General features: G+C 66.9%; 13 protein-coding genes. 10 read left to right on the top strand and 3 right to left on the bottom strand.

Annotation, left to right across the window (positions count from 1 at the left end; translation table 11 throughout):
- Positions 1-20: 20 nt before the first annotated feature.
- Positions 21-3,410, bottom strand: a complete 3,390-nt coding sequence (locus RAH32_RS06010) for an indolepyruvate ferredoxin oxidoreductase family protein (protein ID WP_306606081.1) — start codon at positions 3,408-3,410, stop codon at positions 21-23.
- Positions 3,411-3,561: 151 nt separating this feature from the next.
- Here RAH32_RS06010 and RAH32_RS06005 point away from each other — a divergent pair, with 151 nt between their 5' ends.
- The 10 genes from RAH32_RS06005 to RAH32_RS05960 all read left to right on the top strand — a co-directional run bounded on the left by RAH32_RS06005 (position 3,562) and on the right by RAH32_RS05960 (position 13,633).
- On the top strand, positions 3,562-4,485 hold the full coding sequence (locus tag RAH32_RS06005) for a LysR family transcriptional regulator (protein WP_306606079.1): 924 nt from the start codon (positions 3,562-3,564) through the stop codon (positions 4,483-4,485).
- A 306-nt stretch (positions 4,486-4,791) separates the two neighbouring features.
- Positions 4,792-6,972, top strand: a complete 2,181-nt coding sequence (gene purL, locus RAH32_RS06000; RefSeq protein ID WP_306606078.1) for a phosphoribosylformylglycinamidine synthase subunit PurL — start codon at positions 4,792-4,794, stop codon at positions 6,970-6,972.
- Entirely contained in the window at positions 6,969-8,111 is a 1,143-nt protein-coding gene (locus RAH32_RS05995) for a bifunctional 2-C-methyl-D-erythritol 4-phosphate cytidylyltransferase/2-C-methyl-D-erythritol 2,4-cyclodiphosphate synthase (protein WP_306606076.1), read from the top strand. Before purL ends, RAH32_RS05995 begins: the two co-directional genes overlap by 4 nt.
- A gap of 4 nt (positions 8,112-8,115) precedes the next feature.
- Complete coding sequence (locus tag RAH32_RS05990; RefSeq protein WP_306606074.1) at positions 8,116-8,613, top strand: phosphatidylglycerophosphatase A family protein; 498 nt, start codon at positions 8,116-8,118, stop codon at positions 8,611-8,613.
- Positions 8,610-9,080, top strand: a complete 471-nt coding sequence (locus RAH32_RS05985; RefSeq protein ID WP_306606072.1) for a CinA family protein — start codon at positions 8,610-8,612, stop codon at positions 9,078-9,080. The genes RAH32_RS05990 and RAH32_RS05985 overlap by 4 nt, the downstream gene beginning before the upstream one ends.
- Positions 9,081-9,156: 76 nt before the next feature.
- A complete protein-coding gene (locus RAH32_RS05980) occupies positions 9,157-9,768 on the top strand; it encodes a holin-associated N-acetylmuramidase (protein ID WP_306606070.1) in 612 nt (203 codons plus the stop codon).
- Positions 9,759-10,283, top strand: coding sequence for a holin family protein (locus RAH32_RS05975; protein WP_306606068.1), 525 nt, complete (start codon positions 9,759-9,761; stop codon positions 10,281-10,283). Before RAH32_RS05980 ends, RAH32_RS05975 begins: the two co-directional genes overlap by 10 nt.
- Before the next feature lie 102 nt (positions 10,284-10,385).
- A complete protein-coding gene (locus RAH32_RS05970; RefSeq protein ID WP_306606066.1) occupies positions 10,386-12,347 on the top strand; it encodes a heme lyase CcmF/NrfE family subunit in 1,962 nt (653 codons plus the stop codon).
- Entirely contained in the window at positions 12,344-12,799 is a 456-nt protein-coding gene (locus RAH32_RS05965; protein WP_306606064.1) for a cytochrome c-type biogenesis protein, read from the top strand. The genes RAH32_RS05970 and RAH32_RS05965 overlap by 4 nt, the downstream gene beginning before the upstream one ends.
- Before the next feature lie 63 nt (positions 12,800-12,862).
- Positions 12,863-13,633: an enoyl-CoA hydratase-related protein gene (locus RAH32_RS05960; protein WP_306606062.1), complete on the top strand. Its 771-nt coding sequence runs from the start codon at positions 12,863-12,865 to the stop codon at positions 13,631-13,633.
- Here the strand turns inward: RAH32_RS05960 and RAH32_RS05955 are convergent.
- Positions 13,630-14,361: an NUDIX hydrolase gene (locus RAH32_RS05955; RefSeq protein ID WP_373429671.1), complete on the bottom strand. Its 732-nt coding sequence runs from the start codon at positions 14,359-14,361 to the stop codon at positions 13,630-13,632. The two genes, RAH32_RS05960 and RAH32_RS05955, sit on opposite strands and share 4 nt — an antisense overlap.
- A complete protein-coding gene (locus RAH32_RS05950) occupies positions 14,310-14,717 on the bottom strand; it encodes a DUF983 domain-containing protein (protein WP_306606058.1) in 408 nt (135 codons plus the stop codon). The genes RAH32_RS05955 and RAH32_RS05950 overlap by 52 nt, the downstream gene beginning before the upstream one ends.
- Positions 14,718-14,741 lie beyond the last annotated feature (24 nt).

Below are 14,741 nucleotides of genomic sequence, written 5' to 3'. Positions count from 1 at the left end.
AGGTGGTCACCGAAAGGTGGTCATTCGGCCGCCTGCTGCAGGGGCGCCTGCCCGCTGCGGAACTGCGCCAGCAGTTCCGTCCGGCGCAGGGCCGCAGCCTGCTCGGCCTTTTCCTTCACGGGGCCGAAGCCGCGCACGGTCAAGGGCAGTTCGGCCAGTTCGATGGCGATGGGCATGGTGGCGTCCGTCACCTTTGCCAGCACCTCGCGCATGTCCGCCTCGTATTCGCGAATGGCCGCGCGTTCCCGGCGGCGTTCGGCGGCATAGCCGAAGGGATCGAAAGGCGTGCCGCGCAGGAATTTCAGGCGCGCCAGCACCTTGAAGCTGCGCAGCATCCATTCGCCGTATTCGCGTTTCTTCGGGCGGCCCTCGGCGTTCTTGCCGCCCAGGATCGGCGGGGCAAGGTGCAGGGTCAGCTTCCTGTCCCCGTCCCATTGCTGCGCGATCTGTTCGGCGGTGGTCAGGTGCAGGCGCGCGACCTCGTATTCGTCCTTGTAGGCGAGAAGCTTGTAATACCCGCGCGCGACGCTTTCGCGCAGGGGGGCAGGGGCCGCATCGACCAGCTTGCGAAAGCGTTTTGCCAGCCGCTGCCCCTGGTATCCGACCAGCCGCGCCTCGCGATAGGCGATGGGGTCGGGGGGAAGCTGCGTCACCTCGGCAGGCCTGCGGGTCTGGTCGGGGAAGGCCATGGCCCAGCGGCCGATCTGGAAGGCGCGCTGGTTTTCCGCGACCTTGGCGCCGTTCAACTCGATCGCCTGCATGATCGCGTCCAGTGTCAGGGGGATCAGCCCCTGCTGCCAGGCCGCGCCCAGCACCAGCATGTTGGAATAGATCGAATCGCCCAGCATCCGAAGCGCCAGGTCGTTGGCATCGAAGAAGGCCACCCCATCGCGCAGCCGCGCCTGAAGCGAAACCTTCAACTGGTCCGAGGGCACGCGGAAGTCGCGCAGGCGGGTAAAATCGCCGGTGACGATCTCGTGGTCATTGACAACCGCGCCGGTGCGGCCGGTGGTCATCAGCCCGATGGTCTTGGCGCCTGCGGTGACGACCAGATCGCCGCCGATGATGCAGTCGGCCTCGCCCACGGCGACGCGGATGGCGCTGATGTCTTCGGGGCGGTTGGCCAGGCGCAGGTGGATATGGACCGCGCCGCCCTTCTGGGCCAGGCCCGCCATCTCCATCATGCCGGCGCCCTTGCCGTCGATATGGGCAGCCTGGGCCAGCACCGCGCCGATGGTCACGACGCCGGTACCGCCGACGCCGGTGATGACGACATTGTGGGTGCCGTTGATCGCGGGCAGGGCGGGGGAGGGCAGGTCGGGGATGTCGAAGGATTCAGCCTTGGGCTTTCTTAGCTTGCCGCCTTCCACGGTGACGAAGCTGGGGCAGAAGCCCTTGAGGCAGGAGAAATCCTTGTTGCACGACGACTGGTCGATCTGGCGCTTGCGGCCCAGTTCGGTGTCCAGCGGCACGATGGATACGCAGTTCGACTGCACGCCGCAATCGCCGCAGCCCTCGCAGACCTCGGGGTTGATCCAGACGCGGCGGTCGGGGTCGGGGAACTGGCCCTTCTTGCGGCGACGGCGTTTTTCGGCCGCGCAGGTCTGGATATAAAGGATCGCGCTGACGCCAGCCGTCTCGGCCAGTTCGCGCTGGACGGCCATCAGTTCCGACCGTTCCTCGAAGCGCAGCCCGGCGGGGAACTGCTTGCGGTCGATCTGTTCCTTTTCATCATAGACGACGACCAGGGGCTTGACGCCCATGGCGACCAGTTCCTCGGCGATCTGATGGGCGCTCAGGTCGCCTTCGTTGGGCTGCCCGCCGGTCATGGCGACCGCGTCGTTGAACAGGATCTTGTAGGTGATGGTCGTGCCCGCCGCGATGGCCGCGCGGATCGCCAGCGACCCCGAGTGGTTGTAGGTGCCGTCGCCCAGGTTCTGGAAGACGTGCTTGCGGTTCGAGAACGGCGCCTCGCCCACCCAGTTCACGCCCTCGCCGCCCATATGGGTGAAGCCGGTGGTTTCGCGGTCCATCCACTGCACCATGTAGTGACAGCCGATGCCCGCGTAGGCGCGGCTGCCCTGGGGCAGTTTGGTCGAGGTGTTGTGCGGGCAGCCCGAGCAGAACCACGGGGTCCGCGTGGCGATTTCCGGCGCGTTGTCGGCGCGGCGCACTTCGGACAGGCGGGTCAGCCCGGCCTTGATGTGGTCGGTGCCCCGACCTTCCTCGATCAGGATTTCGCCGATCTTCTGGGCGATCATCACGGGGTCCAGCGCATAGCGGGTCGGGAACAGTTCGGCCCCGGTGCGGTCGTGCTTCCAGCCGTGGACGCGGCGGCCGTGCCGGTTGTCGAAGATCGCCTCCTTCAGCTGCACCTCGATCAGCTTGCGCTTTTCCTCGACGCAGACGATCAGTTCGAGGTTCTCGGACCATTCCTGGAAGGACTTCATGTCCAGGGGCCAGGTCTGCCCGACCTTGTAGGTGGACAGGCCCAGCCGCTCGGCCTCGGATTCGTCGATGCCCAGAAGCGACAGCGCGTGCACCAGATCCAGCCAGTTCTTGCCCGCCGCGACAAAGCCGATCTTGGCGCCGGGCTTGCCCCAGACCTTGTGGTCGATCTTGTTGGCGCGGCTGAACGCCTCGGCCGCCCAACGCTTGTAGTCGATCATCCGCGCTTCCGAGGCGACGGGCGTGTCGTGCAGGCGGATGTTCAGCCCGCCCTCGGGCATGGTGAAGTCGGGCGTGACGAAGGACAGCCGGAACGGATCGCCATTGACGACCGAGGTCGCCTCGACCGTGTCCTTCATGGTCTTGAGGCCGGTCCAGACCCCCGCGAAGCGCGACAAGGCGAAGGCATACAGCCCGTAATCCAGAATCTCCTGCACGCCTGCAGGCGACAGCACCGGGATATAGCGGTCGATCATCGCCCAGTCGGACTGGTGCAGCACGGAACTGCTTTCGCCGGTGTGGTCGTCGCCCATGGCCATCACCACGCCGCCATGCGGGGACGTGCCCGCCATGTTGGCGTGCCGCATCACGTCGCCCGAACGGTCCACGCCCGGTCCCTTGCCATACCACAACGCAAAGACGCCGTCGTATTTGCCCTCGCCGCGCAGTTCCGCTTGCTGGCTGCCCCAGATGGCGGTGGCGGCCAGATCCTCGTTCAGGCCGGGCTGGAACAGGATGTTCTGTTCCCCCAGCCGCTTGCCTTCGCGCATCATCGCCAGATCGACGCCCCCCAGCGGCGATCCGCGATAACCTGTCACGAACCCCGCCGTGTTCAGCCCCGCTGCCTTGTCGCGCGCCGCCTGCATCAGCATCAGCCGCACCAAGGCCTGCGTGCCGTTCAGCAGCACCTGCGGCTTGGTCAGGTCGAACCGGTCGGCTAGCGAAAATTCCTGCTTGCTCATTCTGTGGTCTCCTCCGCCTTGAGGGGTATTATAGGTCAGCTTTGCTGACCGACGAAGGAAAAACTGCGTGTGCGGCTTTCGCTTGCCGGAAAGCTGCATTCACGTTAGGTCTGCAAAAATTGCATGGCAGTTGCGGCAGGATTGTAACAGCATGGACTGGGACAAGCTTAGAATATTCCACGCCGTTGCCGATGCCGGCAGCCTGACCCATGCCGGCGATACGCTGCACCTGTCGCAATCGGCGGTCAGCCGGCAGATTCGTGCCTTGGAAGAATCACTTGGGACAACCCTGTTCCACCGCCATGCACGGGGGCTGATTCTGACCGAACAAGGGGAACTGCTGTTCGAGGCGACATCCTCGATGGCGCGCAAGCTGGACACCGCATCGGCCCGGATCCGCGACAGCGAGGAGCATGTCTTCGGCGAGTTGAAGGTGACGGCTACCGTGGGCTTCGGCACGCTGTGGCTGGCCCCCAAGCTGGTCAAGCTTTACGACAAGTATCCCGACCTCAAGATCGACCTCATGCTCGAGGAACGGGTGCTGGACCTGCCCATGCGCGAAGCCGACGTGGCGATCCGCATGAAGGAACCCAGCCAGTCCGACCTGATCCGGCGCCGCCTGCTGTCCGTGCGGATGCGGCTTTATGCGACGCAGGAATACCTGGACAAGGCCGGCGTGCCCGAAACCATGGCCGATCTGTCCCCTTATCGCCTGATCTGCCAGCGGCCCGACCAGCCCCAGGTGGCGGCGGGCGCGCGACTGGTGCAGGAAATCATGGCTCAAAACATCGGGTCCACGCTGACGGTGAACAACTATTTCGGCGTCCTGCAGGCCGTGCTGGCAAACCTGGGCATCGGCGTGCTGCCCGATTACCTGACCGCCGACCATGCGCGTCTGATCCGCGTCCTGCCCAACATCGAATCCGGCGAGGTGCCGGTCTTCCTGGCCTATCCCGAGGAATTGCGCCAAACCCGCCGGGTTGCCGTTTTCCGCGATTTCGTGCTGGAGGAAATCCAGGCGTTCCGCCGCCGCCAAAGCGAAGCCTTGCTGTCAGAGGCGATGGGCAACGACTAAAGTCGCAGAAGCTGGCGCAATTCTGCAACTTTCGCGTGTAGCCATTCCGCAACTGCATGGCCGCTATGCCGTCTGGTCAGGTTCATTGGTCTTGAATCGTTAATAACCTGCTCATAAATCAAGCGTCGAAGGCGATGGTTGGCTTAATCGCTCATCACCTTCTACCTCCCTGTTGGACTTAGGCCGGGCCTCGTGCCCGGCTCTTTTTTTTGGCCGCGGCTTTTTGCGGGTTGCGGGCGGCCCTTTCCATGCGCGTCGTCTGGCCATAAAAGGCGCCCTGATCCACCCCGGCAGGAAGGCACCACGATGCAGGAACCGACGATCACCCCCGACCTGATCGCCGCGCACGGGCTGAAGCCCGACGAATACGACCGTATCCTGGACATCATCGGGCGCGAACCCACCTTCACCGAACTTGGCATCTTCAGCGCCATGTGGAACGAGCATTGTTCCTACAAGTCCTCGAAGAAATGGCTGCGCACGCTGCCGACGACCGGCCCGCAGGTGATCTGCGGCCCGGGCGAGAACGCGGGCGTGGTGGACATCGGCGACGGGCAGGCCGTGGTCTTCAAGATGGAGAGCCACAACCACCCAAGCTATATCGAGCCGCACCAGGGCGCCGCGACCGGCGTGGGCGGCATCCTGCGGGATGTCTTCACCATGGGCGCGCGTCCCATTGCCGCCATGGACGCGCTGTCCTTCGGGCGGCCCGAGCATCCCAAGACCGCGCATCTGGTCAAGGGCGTGGTCGAGGGCATCGGCGCCTATGGCAACGCCTTCGGCGTCCCGAACGTGGGCGGAGAGGTCCGCTTTCACCGCAGCTATGACGGCAACTGCCTGGTCAACGCCTTCGCGGCGGGCCTGGCCGATGCGGATCGCATCTTCTATTCGGCGGCATCCGGTGTGGGGATGCCGGTGGTCTATCTGGGCGCCAAGACCGGCCGCGACGGCGTGGGCGGCGCGACCATGGCCAGCGCCGAGTTCGACGACACCATCGAGGAAAAGCGCCCCACGGTGCAGGTGGGCGATCCCTTCACCGAGAAATGCCTGCTGGAAGCCTGTCTTGAGTTGATGCAGACCGACAGCGTCATTTCCATTCAGGACATGGGGGCCGCTGGCCTGACCTGTTCCGCCGTCGAGATGGGCGACAAGGGCGGGCTTGGCATCAAGCTGATCCTTGACGCCGTGCCGCAGCGCGAAACCGCCATGACGGCCTATGAGATGATGCTGTCGGAATCCCAGGAGCGGATGCTGATGGTCCTCAAGCCCGAGAAGGAGGCCGAAGCCCGCGCCATCTTCGAGAAGTGGGATCTGGACTTCGCCATCGTGGGCGAGACGATTGCCGAGGACCGCTTCCTGATCATCCACGGCAACGAGGTCAAGGCCGACCTGCCGCTGTCAAAGCTGTCCTCCAGCGCCCCGGAATACGACCGTCCCTGGGTGGAAACGCCTGCTGCCGGGGCCATGCCCGACCTGCCCGCGATCACGCCGATCCAGGCGCTGCGGGCGCTGATCGGCTCACCCTCCTATGCCCACAAGGGCTGGGTGTGGGAGCAGTATGACACCCAGGTCGGCGCCGACACGATCCGCCGTCCGGGCATGGGGGCAGGCGTGGTCCGCGTCCACGGCACCAACAAGGCGCTTGCCTTTACCAGCGACGTGACGCCCCGCTATGTCAAGGCGAACCCCTTCGAAGGCGGCAAGCAGGCCGTGGCCGAGGCTTACCGCAACCTCTCCGCCGTGGGCGCGCTGCCCCTGGCCACCACCGACAACCTGAACTTCGGCAACCCCGAGAAGCCCGAGATCATGGGCCAGTTCGTCGGCGCCATCAGAGGGATCGGCGAGGCCTGCGCGGCGCTGGATTTCCCGATCGTGTCCGGGAACGTTTCGCTTTACAACGAGACCGACGGCAAGGGCATCCTGCCCACCCCCACCATCGGCGGCGTGGGCCTGATCGACGACCTGTCGAACCTGATCGCGGGCCTGCCGGAGGATGGCGACGTGGCCGTCGTCATCGGGGAAACGCGCGGCCACCTGGGCCAGTCGGCGCTCGCCGCCGAGGCCTTCGGGATCGAGGAAGGCGACGCGCCGCATGTGGACCTCGCCGCCGAACGCAGGCATGGCGAGTTCCTGCGCGCCAACCGCGCCCTGGTGAAATCCGCGACCGACCTGTCCGACGGCGGCCTGGCGCTGGCCGCCTTCGAGATGGCCGAGGCGGCGGGCATCGGCGTCCGCCTGGACAGCGGCGACATCGCCCAACTGTTTGGAGAGGACCAGGCCCGCTATCTGGTCGCCTGCACGGCGGGAGGGGCCGACGCCCTGCTGAAGGCCGCTGATGCTGCTGGCGTGCCTGCCGCTCAGGTGGGCGTCTTCGGCGGCTTGGCCGTGCAGATGGGCGATGACGCGGGCGATCTGGCCGAACTGTCGCAGCTTTACCGCACCGCCTTTGCCAAGGCGATCCGGGGCGACATGCCGGATCACGCATGACGGTCAGGGCGCCCTCGGGCTATGCCGCCATCGTCACCGCCGCCGGTCGCGGCACCCGCGCGGGGGGCGAGCCGAAGCAATGGCGCGACCTGGGCGGCCGCAGCGTGCTGGCCCGGTCGCTGGAGGCCTTCGCGGGCTTCGACCGCGTGGTGCTGGTGGTCCATCCCGACGACATGGCCCGCGCGCTGCGCCATTTCGCGGGCGGCGTGACCATCGTGACCGGCGGCGACACGCGCGCCGCCAGCGTCATGGCGGGGCTTGAGGCGCTGGAAGGGCAGGCGACCCATGTCCTGATCCACGATGGCGCGCGGCCCCTGGTCAGCGACGCGGTGATCCAGGGCGTGATCGACGCGCTGCAAGCGGGCGCGCCTGCCGCCGCCCCGGCGCTGCCTGTCACCGATGCCTTGTGGCGCGGGGCGGACAACACCGTCACCGCCACCGCCCCCCGCGACGGCTTGTTTCGTGCGCAAACGCCGCAGGGCTTTGCCTTGGACCAAATATCCAAGGCGCACCGCCTCCACCCCGACAACGCCGCCGACGATGTGGAACTGGCCCTCAAGGCCGGGATCCCCGTTGCGATCACGCCGGGGTCCGAGGACAATCTGAAGATCACCTTCCCCGCCGATTTCGTGCGGGCCGAACGCATTCTGGGGACCGCGATGGATATTCGCCTTGGCAACGGCTACGACGTGCACGCCTTCGGGCCGGGCGACCATGTCTGGCTCTGCGGCGTGCAGATCGCGCACGAGGCCGGGCTGGTCGGCCATTCCGACGCCGATGTGGGGATGCACGCCCTGACCGACGCGATCTATGGCGCGCTTGCCGAAGGCGACATCGGCCGTCACTTCCCGCCCAGCGATCCACTATGGAAAGGCGCGGACAGCGCGATCTTCCTGCGCCACGCGGCCGATCTGGCCCGCGAGCGGGGGTTCACCTTCGGCAACGCCGACGTCACCCTGATCTGCGAGGCGCCGAAGATCGGCCCCCACGCCGCCGCCATGCAGGCCCGCCTGGCCCAGATCATGGGCATCGACCCCGCCCGCATCAGCGTCAAGGCCACGACCTCGGAACGGCTGGGCTTCACCGGGCGGCGCGAAGGCATCGCGGCCATCGCCACCGCCGCGCTGCTGAAGGCGTGATGCGATGATCGCGATGATCACCACCGTCTTCGGCATCGGCCGCCTGCGCCCCGGTCCCGGCACATGGGGATCGGCCTTTGCCGTCCTGCTGGCCGTCCTGATCTATCAGGCCGGGGGCGCGCTGCTGATCCCGCTGGGCGCTGTGCTGGCCGCCCTGATCGGCTTCTGGGCCGTGCCGCAGGCGCTGCGCATGACCACCGACGAAGACCCTTCGGAAATCGTCATCGACGAAGTGGCGGGTCAGTGGCTCGCCATGTCCTTCACCGTCATCCCCTTGTGGCGCCACGGGATCTCGATCCTCGACGCCTGGCCAGGCTTTGTCGTGCCCTTCCTGCTGTTCCGCCTGTTCGACATCTGGAAGCCCTGGCTGGTGGGCCGCGCCGACCGACAGGGCGGGGCCGTGGGGGTGATGATGGACGACCTGTGGGCAGGGCTGTTCGCGGGCATCGGGTCCGTCGCGCTGGCGGGCCTTTACCATGCCGTGCTGGAGCCGATGCTGTGAGCCTTGCCGCCGATATCCTTGACGCCGCCCGCGCGCGCGGCGTGATGATCGCCACCGCCGAAAGCTGCACGGGCGGGCTGATCGCAGGCGCCCTGACCGAGGTGCCGGGATCGTCCGACGCCGTGGACCGGGGCTTCGTCACCTATTCCAACGCCGCCAAGCAGCAGATGCTGGGCGTGCGCGCCGCAACGTTGGAGACACATGGCGCCGTTAGCGAGGAAGTGGCGGCCGAAATGGCATCCGGCGCGCTGCGCCTGTCGCAGGCGGGCATTGCCGTGTCGGTGACCGGCATCGCCGGTCCCGGCGGGTCCGAGCACAAGCCCGAAGGCCGTGTCTGCTTCGGCATTGCCCAGCCTTTCGGCACCCGAACCGAAACGGTCGAATTCGGTGCCATCGGACGCCGCCAGGTGCGCGCCGCGACCGTGGACCATGCCCTGCAGATGCTGCTGGACGCCCTGCGGGGCTAGCAACGCACGGCTGGTTAACAACCCGTTAACGCAGCCTCGTCACCCTTGTGCCTCATGTGCAGGACGGGGGTTTTCCATGCCAAGCGTTGAAGAGGTCGCGGCCCAGATCGTCGCGCGGGAAGGCGGTTACGTGAACGATCCCGACGATCCGGGCGGGGCCACCAACTATGGCGTCACCATCGGGACGATGAAGTCCCTTGGCCTGGATCTGAACAAGGACGGGCGGGTCGATGCGACCGACGTCAAGATGCTGACCCGCGCCCAGGCGCAGCAGATTTTCGTGGAACATTACTTCCGCCGTCCGCGCCTGTCGGAATTGCCGCCTGCGGTGCAGGCCAGCGTCTTCGACATGTATGTCAACGCGGGCGCCAATGCCGTGAAGATCCTGCAACGGCTGGTCGCGCGCATGGGCTTTTCCGCGACCGCCGACGGCGTGATCGGGCCGCAGACCATTGCCGCCGCCCATGATGCGGCGACTGCCGCGCCCGCGCATTTCGCCGATGCCTATGGGATCGCGCGGCGGAATTATTACTACGCCCTGGCCGATCAGCGCCCTGCCAGCCGCAAATATGCACGCAGCAAGGCGGGCGGGAAGGGCGGCTGGATTACCCGAGCCGAGGAATTCATCAGCCCCCGCTATCACCTGACCGAGGCCGAGCATCGCGAAAGGACCGCCAAATGGGCATGATCGACCGCTTCATCGGCTTGGGCCAGGGTGTCACCGCCCTGGGCAGCGCCGCAACCGGCATGGCCGAGGTCTTTACCCAGAACGCCACCCGCAAGATGGAGCTTGAGGAGGAGGCCTATGCCCGCGCGATCAACCAGCTGGGACAGGAATTCCAGACCGTCCGCCCGGGCTTTTTCGACAGCTTCGTCAACGGCCTGAACCGCCTTCCCCGACCGCTTCTGGCCTTGGGGACCATGGCCCTGTTCATCTATGCCATGATCGAACCGGAGGGCTTCGGCCTGCGCATGGTCGGGCTGCAACAGGTGCCCGAACCCCTGTGGTGGCTTTTGGGCGCCATTGTCGGCTTTTATTTCGGCGCGCGAGAGGCGCATCATTTCCGCCATCGGGTCTGGCCCGCCCAAGAGGTCAAGACCAGCGTGACGACCACCCAGCAGGTCACGGCAGCGGTTCGGCCCGACGACGACTTTGCCGACAATGCCGCGCTGCGCGACTGGGTGGCAGGCCTGCGCGATTAGGCCGCAGCCCGGCGCACGCAAAACTGACCACGGCGACCAAGGGGGGACTTTTCCCCCCTTTTGCATGGCTCTATGTTGGGCGGACACGGAAGGATCGCCGCCATGACAGCTGAATTCGGCCATTTCGCCCTGATCCTCGCCTTCGCGGTATCGCTGTATCAGACGGTGGTGCCGCTGGTCGGGGCCTCGAAAGGGTGGGGAGGATGGATGGACAGCGCCCGGCCTGCCGCGGTGGCGCAGTTCCTGCTGGTCGGACTGTCTTTCGCGGCGCTGACGGTGGCCTTTGTCACCTCGGACTTCTCGCTGAAGCTGGTCTATGAAAATTCCCATACCGCCAAGCCGATGCTCTACAAGATCAGCGGCGTCTGGGGGAACCACGAAGGGTCGATGCTTCTGTGGGTGCTGATCCTGGCGCTGTTCGGGGCAGCGGCGGCGGTGTTCGGAGACAACCTTCCCCCGGCCTTGCGGGCGCGGGTTCTGGCGGTGCAGGCGGCGATCGGCGCGGCCTTCTATGCCTTCATCATCTTCACCTCGAACCCGTTCCTGCGGCTGGCAAGCCCGCCCTTCGACGGGCGCGACCTGAACCCGCTGCTGCAGGATCCGGGCCTCGCGTTCCATCCGCCCTTCCTTTATCTGGGCTATGTCGGCCTCTCGATGGCCTTCAGCTTCGCGGTTGCCGCCCTGATCGAGGGTCGCGTGGACGCAGCCTGGGCGCGCTGGGTGCGGCCCTGGACGCTGGCCGCCTGGATGTTCCTGACCATCGGTATCGCGCTGGGGTCCTGGTGGGCCTATTACGAACTGGGCTGGGGTGGCTTCTGGTTCTGGGATCCGGTGGAAAACGCCAGCTTCATGCCCTGGCTGCTGGCCGCAGCCCTGCTGCATTCCGCCATCGTCGTCGAAAAGCGCGAGGCATTAAAAAGCTGGACCATCCTTCTGGCGATCATGGCCTTCGGATTTTCGATGATCGGCACGTTCATCGTGCGCTCGGGCGTCATCACCTCGGTCCACAGCTTTGCCAGCGACCCGGCCCGGGGTGTCTTCATCCTGGGGATCCTGGTGTTCTTCACCGGCGGGGCGCTGACGCTTTATGCCGCGCGGGCGGGGCAGATGACCGCCAAGGGGATCTTCGCGCCGGTGTCGCGCGAAGGCGCCCTGGTGCTGAACAACGTCCTGCTGGCCGTGTCAGCCTTCGTGGTCTTCATCGGCACGATGTGGCCCCTGATCGCCGAGATGCTGTGGGACCGCAAGCTGTCGGTCGGCGCGCCCTTCTTCAACCAGGCGTTCACCCCCTTCATGGTGGTGCTGGCGATGGTGCTGCCCCTGGGGTCGATCCTGCCCTGGAAACGCGCGACCTTGGGCCGGGTCATGCGGCCCCTGTGGCCCGCTCTGGCGCTGACGGGGGCGGTGATGGCCCTGATCTTTGCCGTCTCGACGGGGCGGTCCGCCATCGCAGTGATCGGCGCGGGGCTGGGTGCCTGGATCATCTTCGGCGCGGTGGCAGAACTGATCCACCGCACCGGCCAGTCGGGCCTGTCGCGGCTGGTGCGCCTGCCGCGCGCCGACTGGGGCAAGGCCATTGCCCATGGGGGCCTGGGCGTCACCTTTATCGGCGTCGCCCTGCTGACCGCCTGGCAGGTCGAGGATATCCGCGTGGCGCAGGTCGGCCAACCATTCCGGGTTGCGGATTACGACATCACCCTTGCCAGCGTCGATGAGGTGGAGGGGCCGAACTACATCTCGACCACCGCCGTCATGGAGGTCGCGCGAGATGGGCGTCCGGTGGCAGTGCTGCGGCCCGAAAAGCGGGTCTATCCCGTCCAGGCCATGCCCACGACCGAAGCCGCGATCGACAACGGCGTCTTCCGCGACATCTATCTGGTGATCGGGGATGCCCAGGCCGACGGGGGCTGGGCCGTGCGCACCTATATCAAGCCCTTCGCCAACTGGATCTGGGCCGGATCCCTGCTGATGGCGCTTGGCGGCATCGTCAGCCTGTCCGACCGCCGGTATCGCGTGGCTGCCGGCGCCCGCCCGGCGCCTGCGAGAGCGGTGGCCGCAGAATGAGACAGCTTGTCCTTGCACTCGCCCTGCTACTGCCCATGACCGCCTTCGCCGTGCAGCCCGACGAGGTTCTGCCCGATCCCGCGGCCGAGGCACGGGCGCGCGAGATTTCCCAAAAGCTGCGCTGCCCTGTCTGCCAAGGCGAAAACATCGATGAATCGAACGCGCCGATCAGTCGCGATTTGCGTCTGTATGTGCGCGAACGAATCGTTGCAGGCGACAGCAACGACGAGGTGATCGACGCCGTCGTGGACCGTTTCGGCGAGTTCGTGCTGTTCGAACCCCGCGCGCAGGGCGGCAATCTGGTCCTGTGGCTGGCCGGACCCGTCATGGCACTGCTGGCCTTGCTGGGGGCCTGGCGCTTTCTGCGGGGCCGCGCAACGGCCCGCCCCGAGGACACCCCGGCGCTCAGCCAGGCCGAGCGTGACCGGCTGGACCAGATCATGCGCGACTGACGCCGGGTCGCGCTTTTCCCCTGCGCGGTTTCGGTCATGATGCCCCCAACAAGGGGGACCGCCATGAATTACGAAACCATCCAGTTCGCCGTCAGCGAGGGCGTCGCCACGCTGACCCTGAACCGCCCGCAGGTGATGAACGCCCTGAGCAGCCGGATGCGGGCCGAGATCACGGACGCGGTGCAGACCCTGCAGGGGGATGCGCGCTGCCTGGTCATCACCGGGGCGGGGCGCGGCTTCTGTTCGGGCCAGGATCTGACCGACCGGGCGGCGGCAGCCGATCTGGAAGGCACGCTGCGGAACGAATACGAACCCATGCTGCGGGCGATCCGCGCCTGCCGCGCGCCGGTCATCGCGGCGGTGAACGGGGTGGCTGCGGGGGCGGGGGCGAACCTGGCCCTGGCCGCCGATGTGGTGATCGCGACCGAAAGCGCCAGTTTCATCCAGGCTTTCGCGCGGATCGGGCTGGTCCCGGATGCGGGCGGCACCTTTGTCATTCCGCGCGCCGTGGGCATGGCGCGGGCAATGGGCATGATGCTGTTCGCCGAACCCGTCAGCGCCCGCCAGGCCGCCGACTGGGGCCTGATCTGGGAGGCGCTGCCGGATGAGGGCTTCGCCGAAGGGGTCGCCGCCCGCGCGCGCCAACTGGCGCAAGGCCCGACCGCCGCCTATCTGGCGATCCGGGACGCCGTCACCGCCTCGACCCAGAACGACATGGACGCGCAGCTTGCGTTGGAAGCTCGGCTGCAAGGCGCGGCAGGCCGGACGGCCGATTTCGTCGAAGGGGTGACGGCTTTCCTGGAAAAGCGCCCGGCGCGGTTCACCGGACGCTAGGCGATCTGCGCGAAACGCGGGGCAGGGGTGCGGTTGTCGAAGAAAGGCACCGTGTCGGGCACCGGCAGGGGCGCGTCGGGCGCCAGGCCCGCGATCAGGTCGGCCAGTTCGGCCAGCACGACCTCGGTGATGAAGGGCAGGTCCAGCGCGCGCGCCTGGGGCAGGGGCACCCAGTGCAGGTGCGAAAGCTCGTCGCAGGCGCGGCTGAAATCATCGGGGTCGGTCGCAAGACAGGCGGCATCGGCCACGAAGAAATGCGCGTCGAACCGGCGCGGGCGGCCCGGCGGTGTAATGGCGCGGAACAGATAGGTCAGGGAGGCGGCGTCGGGGGCAAGCCCCGCCTCGGCAAAGCCGGGCCAGTCGCAGCGACCGGGACGGCCGATCAACTGGCCCGTTTCCTCGGCCAGTTCGCGCAGGGCGGCGGCGGCAATGGCATCGGGATCGGGCGCGCAATTGGGGCGGGGTTCCTGTGCCAAGCGGCTGCGATGCGGTTCCGCAAGGGGGGCTGCCAGCGAAACGGCCGAATCCGAGGCATCGACCGCGCCCCCTGGAAAGACGTATTTCGACGGCATGAAGACCGCCCCCGCGCCCCGCATTCCCATCAGGACCGAACTGCCGCCCGCGGTCCTGCGCAGCAGGATGACGGTCGCCGCATCGCGGATGGGGGTGGGGTCGGTCACGCCTGCGTCACGGGTTCCGCGCCAAACCCGTGCATCCGCCGCGCCCATTGCAGACCGACGAAGGCCCCCTTGATGCGCGGCAGCAGCAGCAGCGACAGGATCACGGCACCCAGGCCGAAGGTCCAGATCATCGTCATCGCGGATGGCCGCCAGGCGACATAGCTGGCCAGCAGGATCGGCGCGCCCAGGTGCGAGACCAGCAGGATCGTCAGATAGGCCGGGCCGTCGTCGGCGCGCTGATGATGCATCGCCTCGCCACAGGCGGGGCAATGATCGGCGACCTTCAGGAAGGACCGGAACAGCTTCCCCTCACCGCAGGCAGGGCAGCGGCCCAGGGCGCCGCGAAGCACCGCCTGTCCGGTCGGACGTTCGGACATATCGGACGGTGCGGCTTGGGACGACATGGCAATCTCCGGTTTGGTCGGACG

This window comes from Paracoccus yibinensis (assembly GCF_030846195.1).
Lineage (GTDB): Bacteria > Pseudomonadota > Alphaproteobacteria > Rhodobacterales > Rhodobacteraceae > Paracoccus > Paracoccus yibinensis.
The sequence above is the reverse complement of the archived record's forward strand: the minus strand, read 5'-3'. Positions and strand labels throughout refer to the sequence as shown.

What these genes read in the sequence shown, in the direction of transcription:
- RAH32_RS05970 (WP_306606066.1), top strand. Translation starts at nt 10,386, where the DNA reads ATGACAGCTGAATTCGGCCATTTCGCCCTGATCCTCGCCTTCGCGGTA.
- RAH32_RS05950 (WP_306606058.1), bottom strand. Translation starts at nt 14,717, where the DNA reads ATGTCGTCCCAAGCCGCACCGTCCGATATGTCCGAACGTCCGACCGGA.
- RAH32_RS05955 (WP_373429671.1), bottom strand. Translation starts at nt 14,361, where the DNA reads ATGGGCGCGGCGGATGCACGGGTTTGGCGCGGAACCCGTGACGCAGGC.
- RAH32_RS05960 (WP_306606062.1), top strand. Translation starts at nt 12,863, where the DNA reads ATGAATTACGAAACCATCCAGTTCGCCGTCAGCGAGGGCGTCGCCACG.
- RAH32_RS05975 (WP_306606068.1), top strand. Translation starts at nt 9,759, where the DNA reads ATGGGCATGATCGACCGCTTCATCGGCTTGGGCCAGGGTGTCACCGCC.
- RAH32_RS05965 (WP_306606064.1), top strand. Translation starts at nt 12,344, where the DNA reads ATGAGACAGCTTGTCCTTGCACTCGCCCTGCTACTGCCCATGACCGCC.
- RAH32_RS05980 (WP_306606070.1), top strand. Translation starts at nt 9,157, where the DNA reads ATGCCAAGCGTTGAAGAGGTCGCGGCCCAGATCGTCGCGCGGGAAGGC.
- RAH32_RS05990 (WP_306606074.1), top strand. Translation starts at nt 8,116, where the DNA reads ATGATCGCGATGATCACCACCGTCTTCGGCATCGGCCGCCTGCGCCCC.
- RAH32_RS06005 (WP_306606079.1), top strand. Translation starts at nt 3,562, where the DNA reads ATGGACTGGGACAAGCTTAGAATATTCCACGCCGTTGCCGATGCCGGC.
- purL (WP_306606078.1), top strand. Translation starts at nt 4,792, where the DNA reads ATGCAGGAACCGACGATCACCCCCGACCTGATCGCCGCGCACGGGCTG.
- RAH32_RS05995 (WP_306606076.1), top strand. Translation starts at nt 6,969, where the DNA reads ATGACGGTCAGGGCGCCCTCGGGCTATGCCGCCATCGTCACCGCCGCC.
- RAH32_RS06010 (WP_306606081.1), bottom strand. Translation starts at nt 3,410, where the DNA reads ATGAGCAAGCAGGAATTTTCGCTAGCCGACCGGTTCGACCTGACCAAG.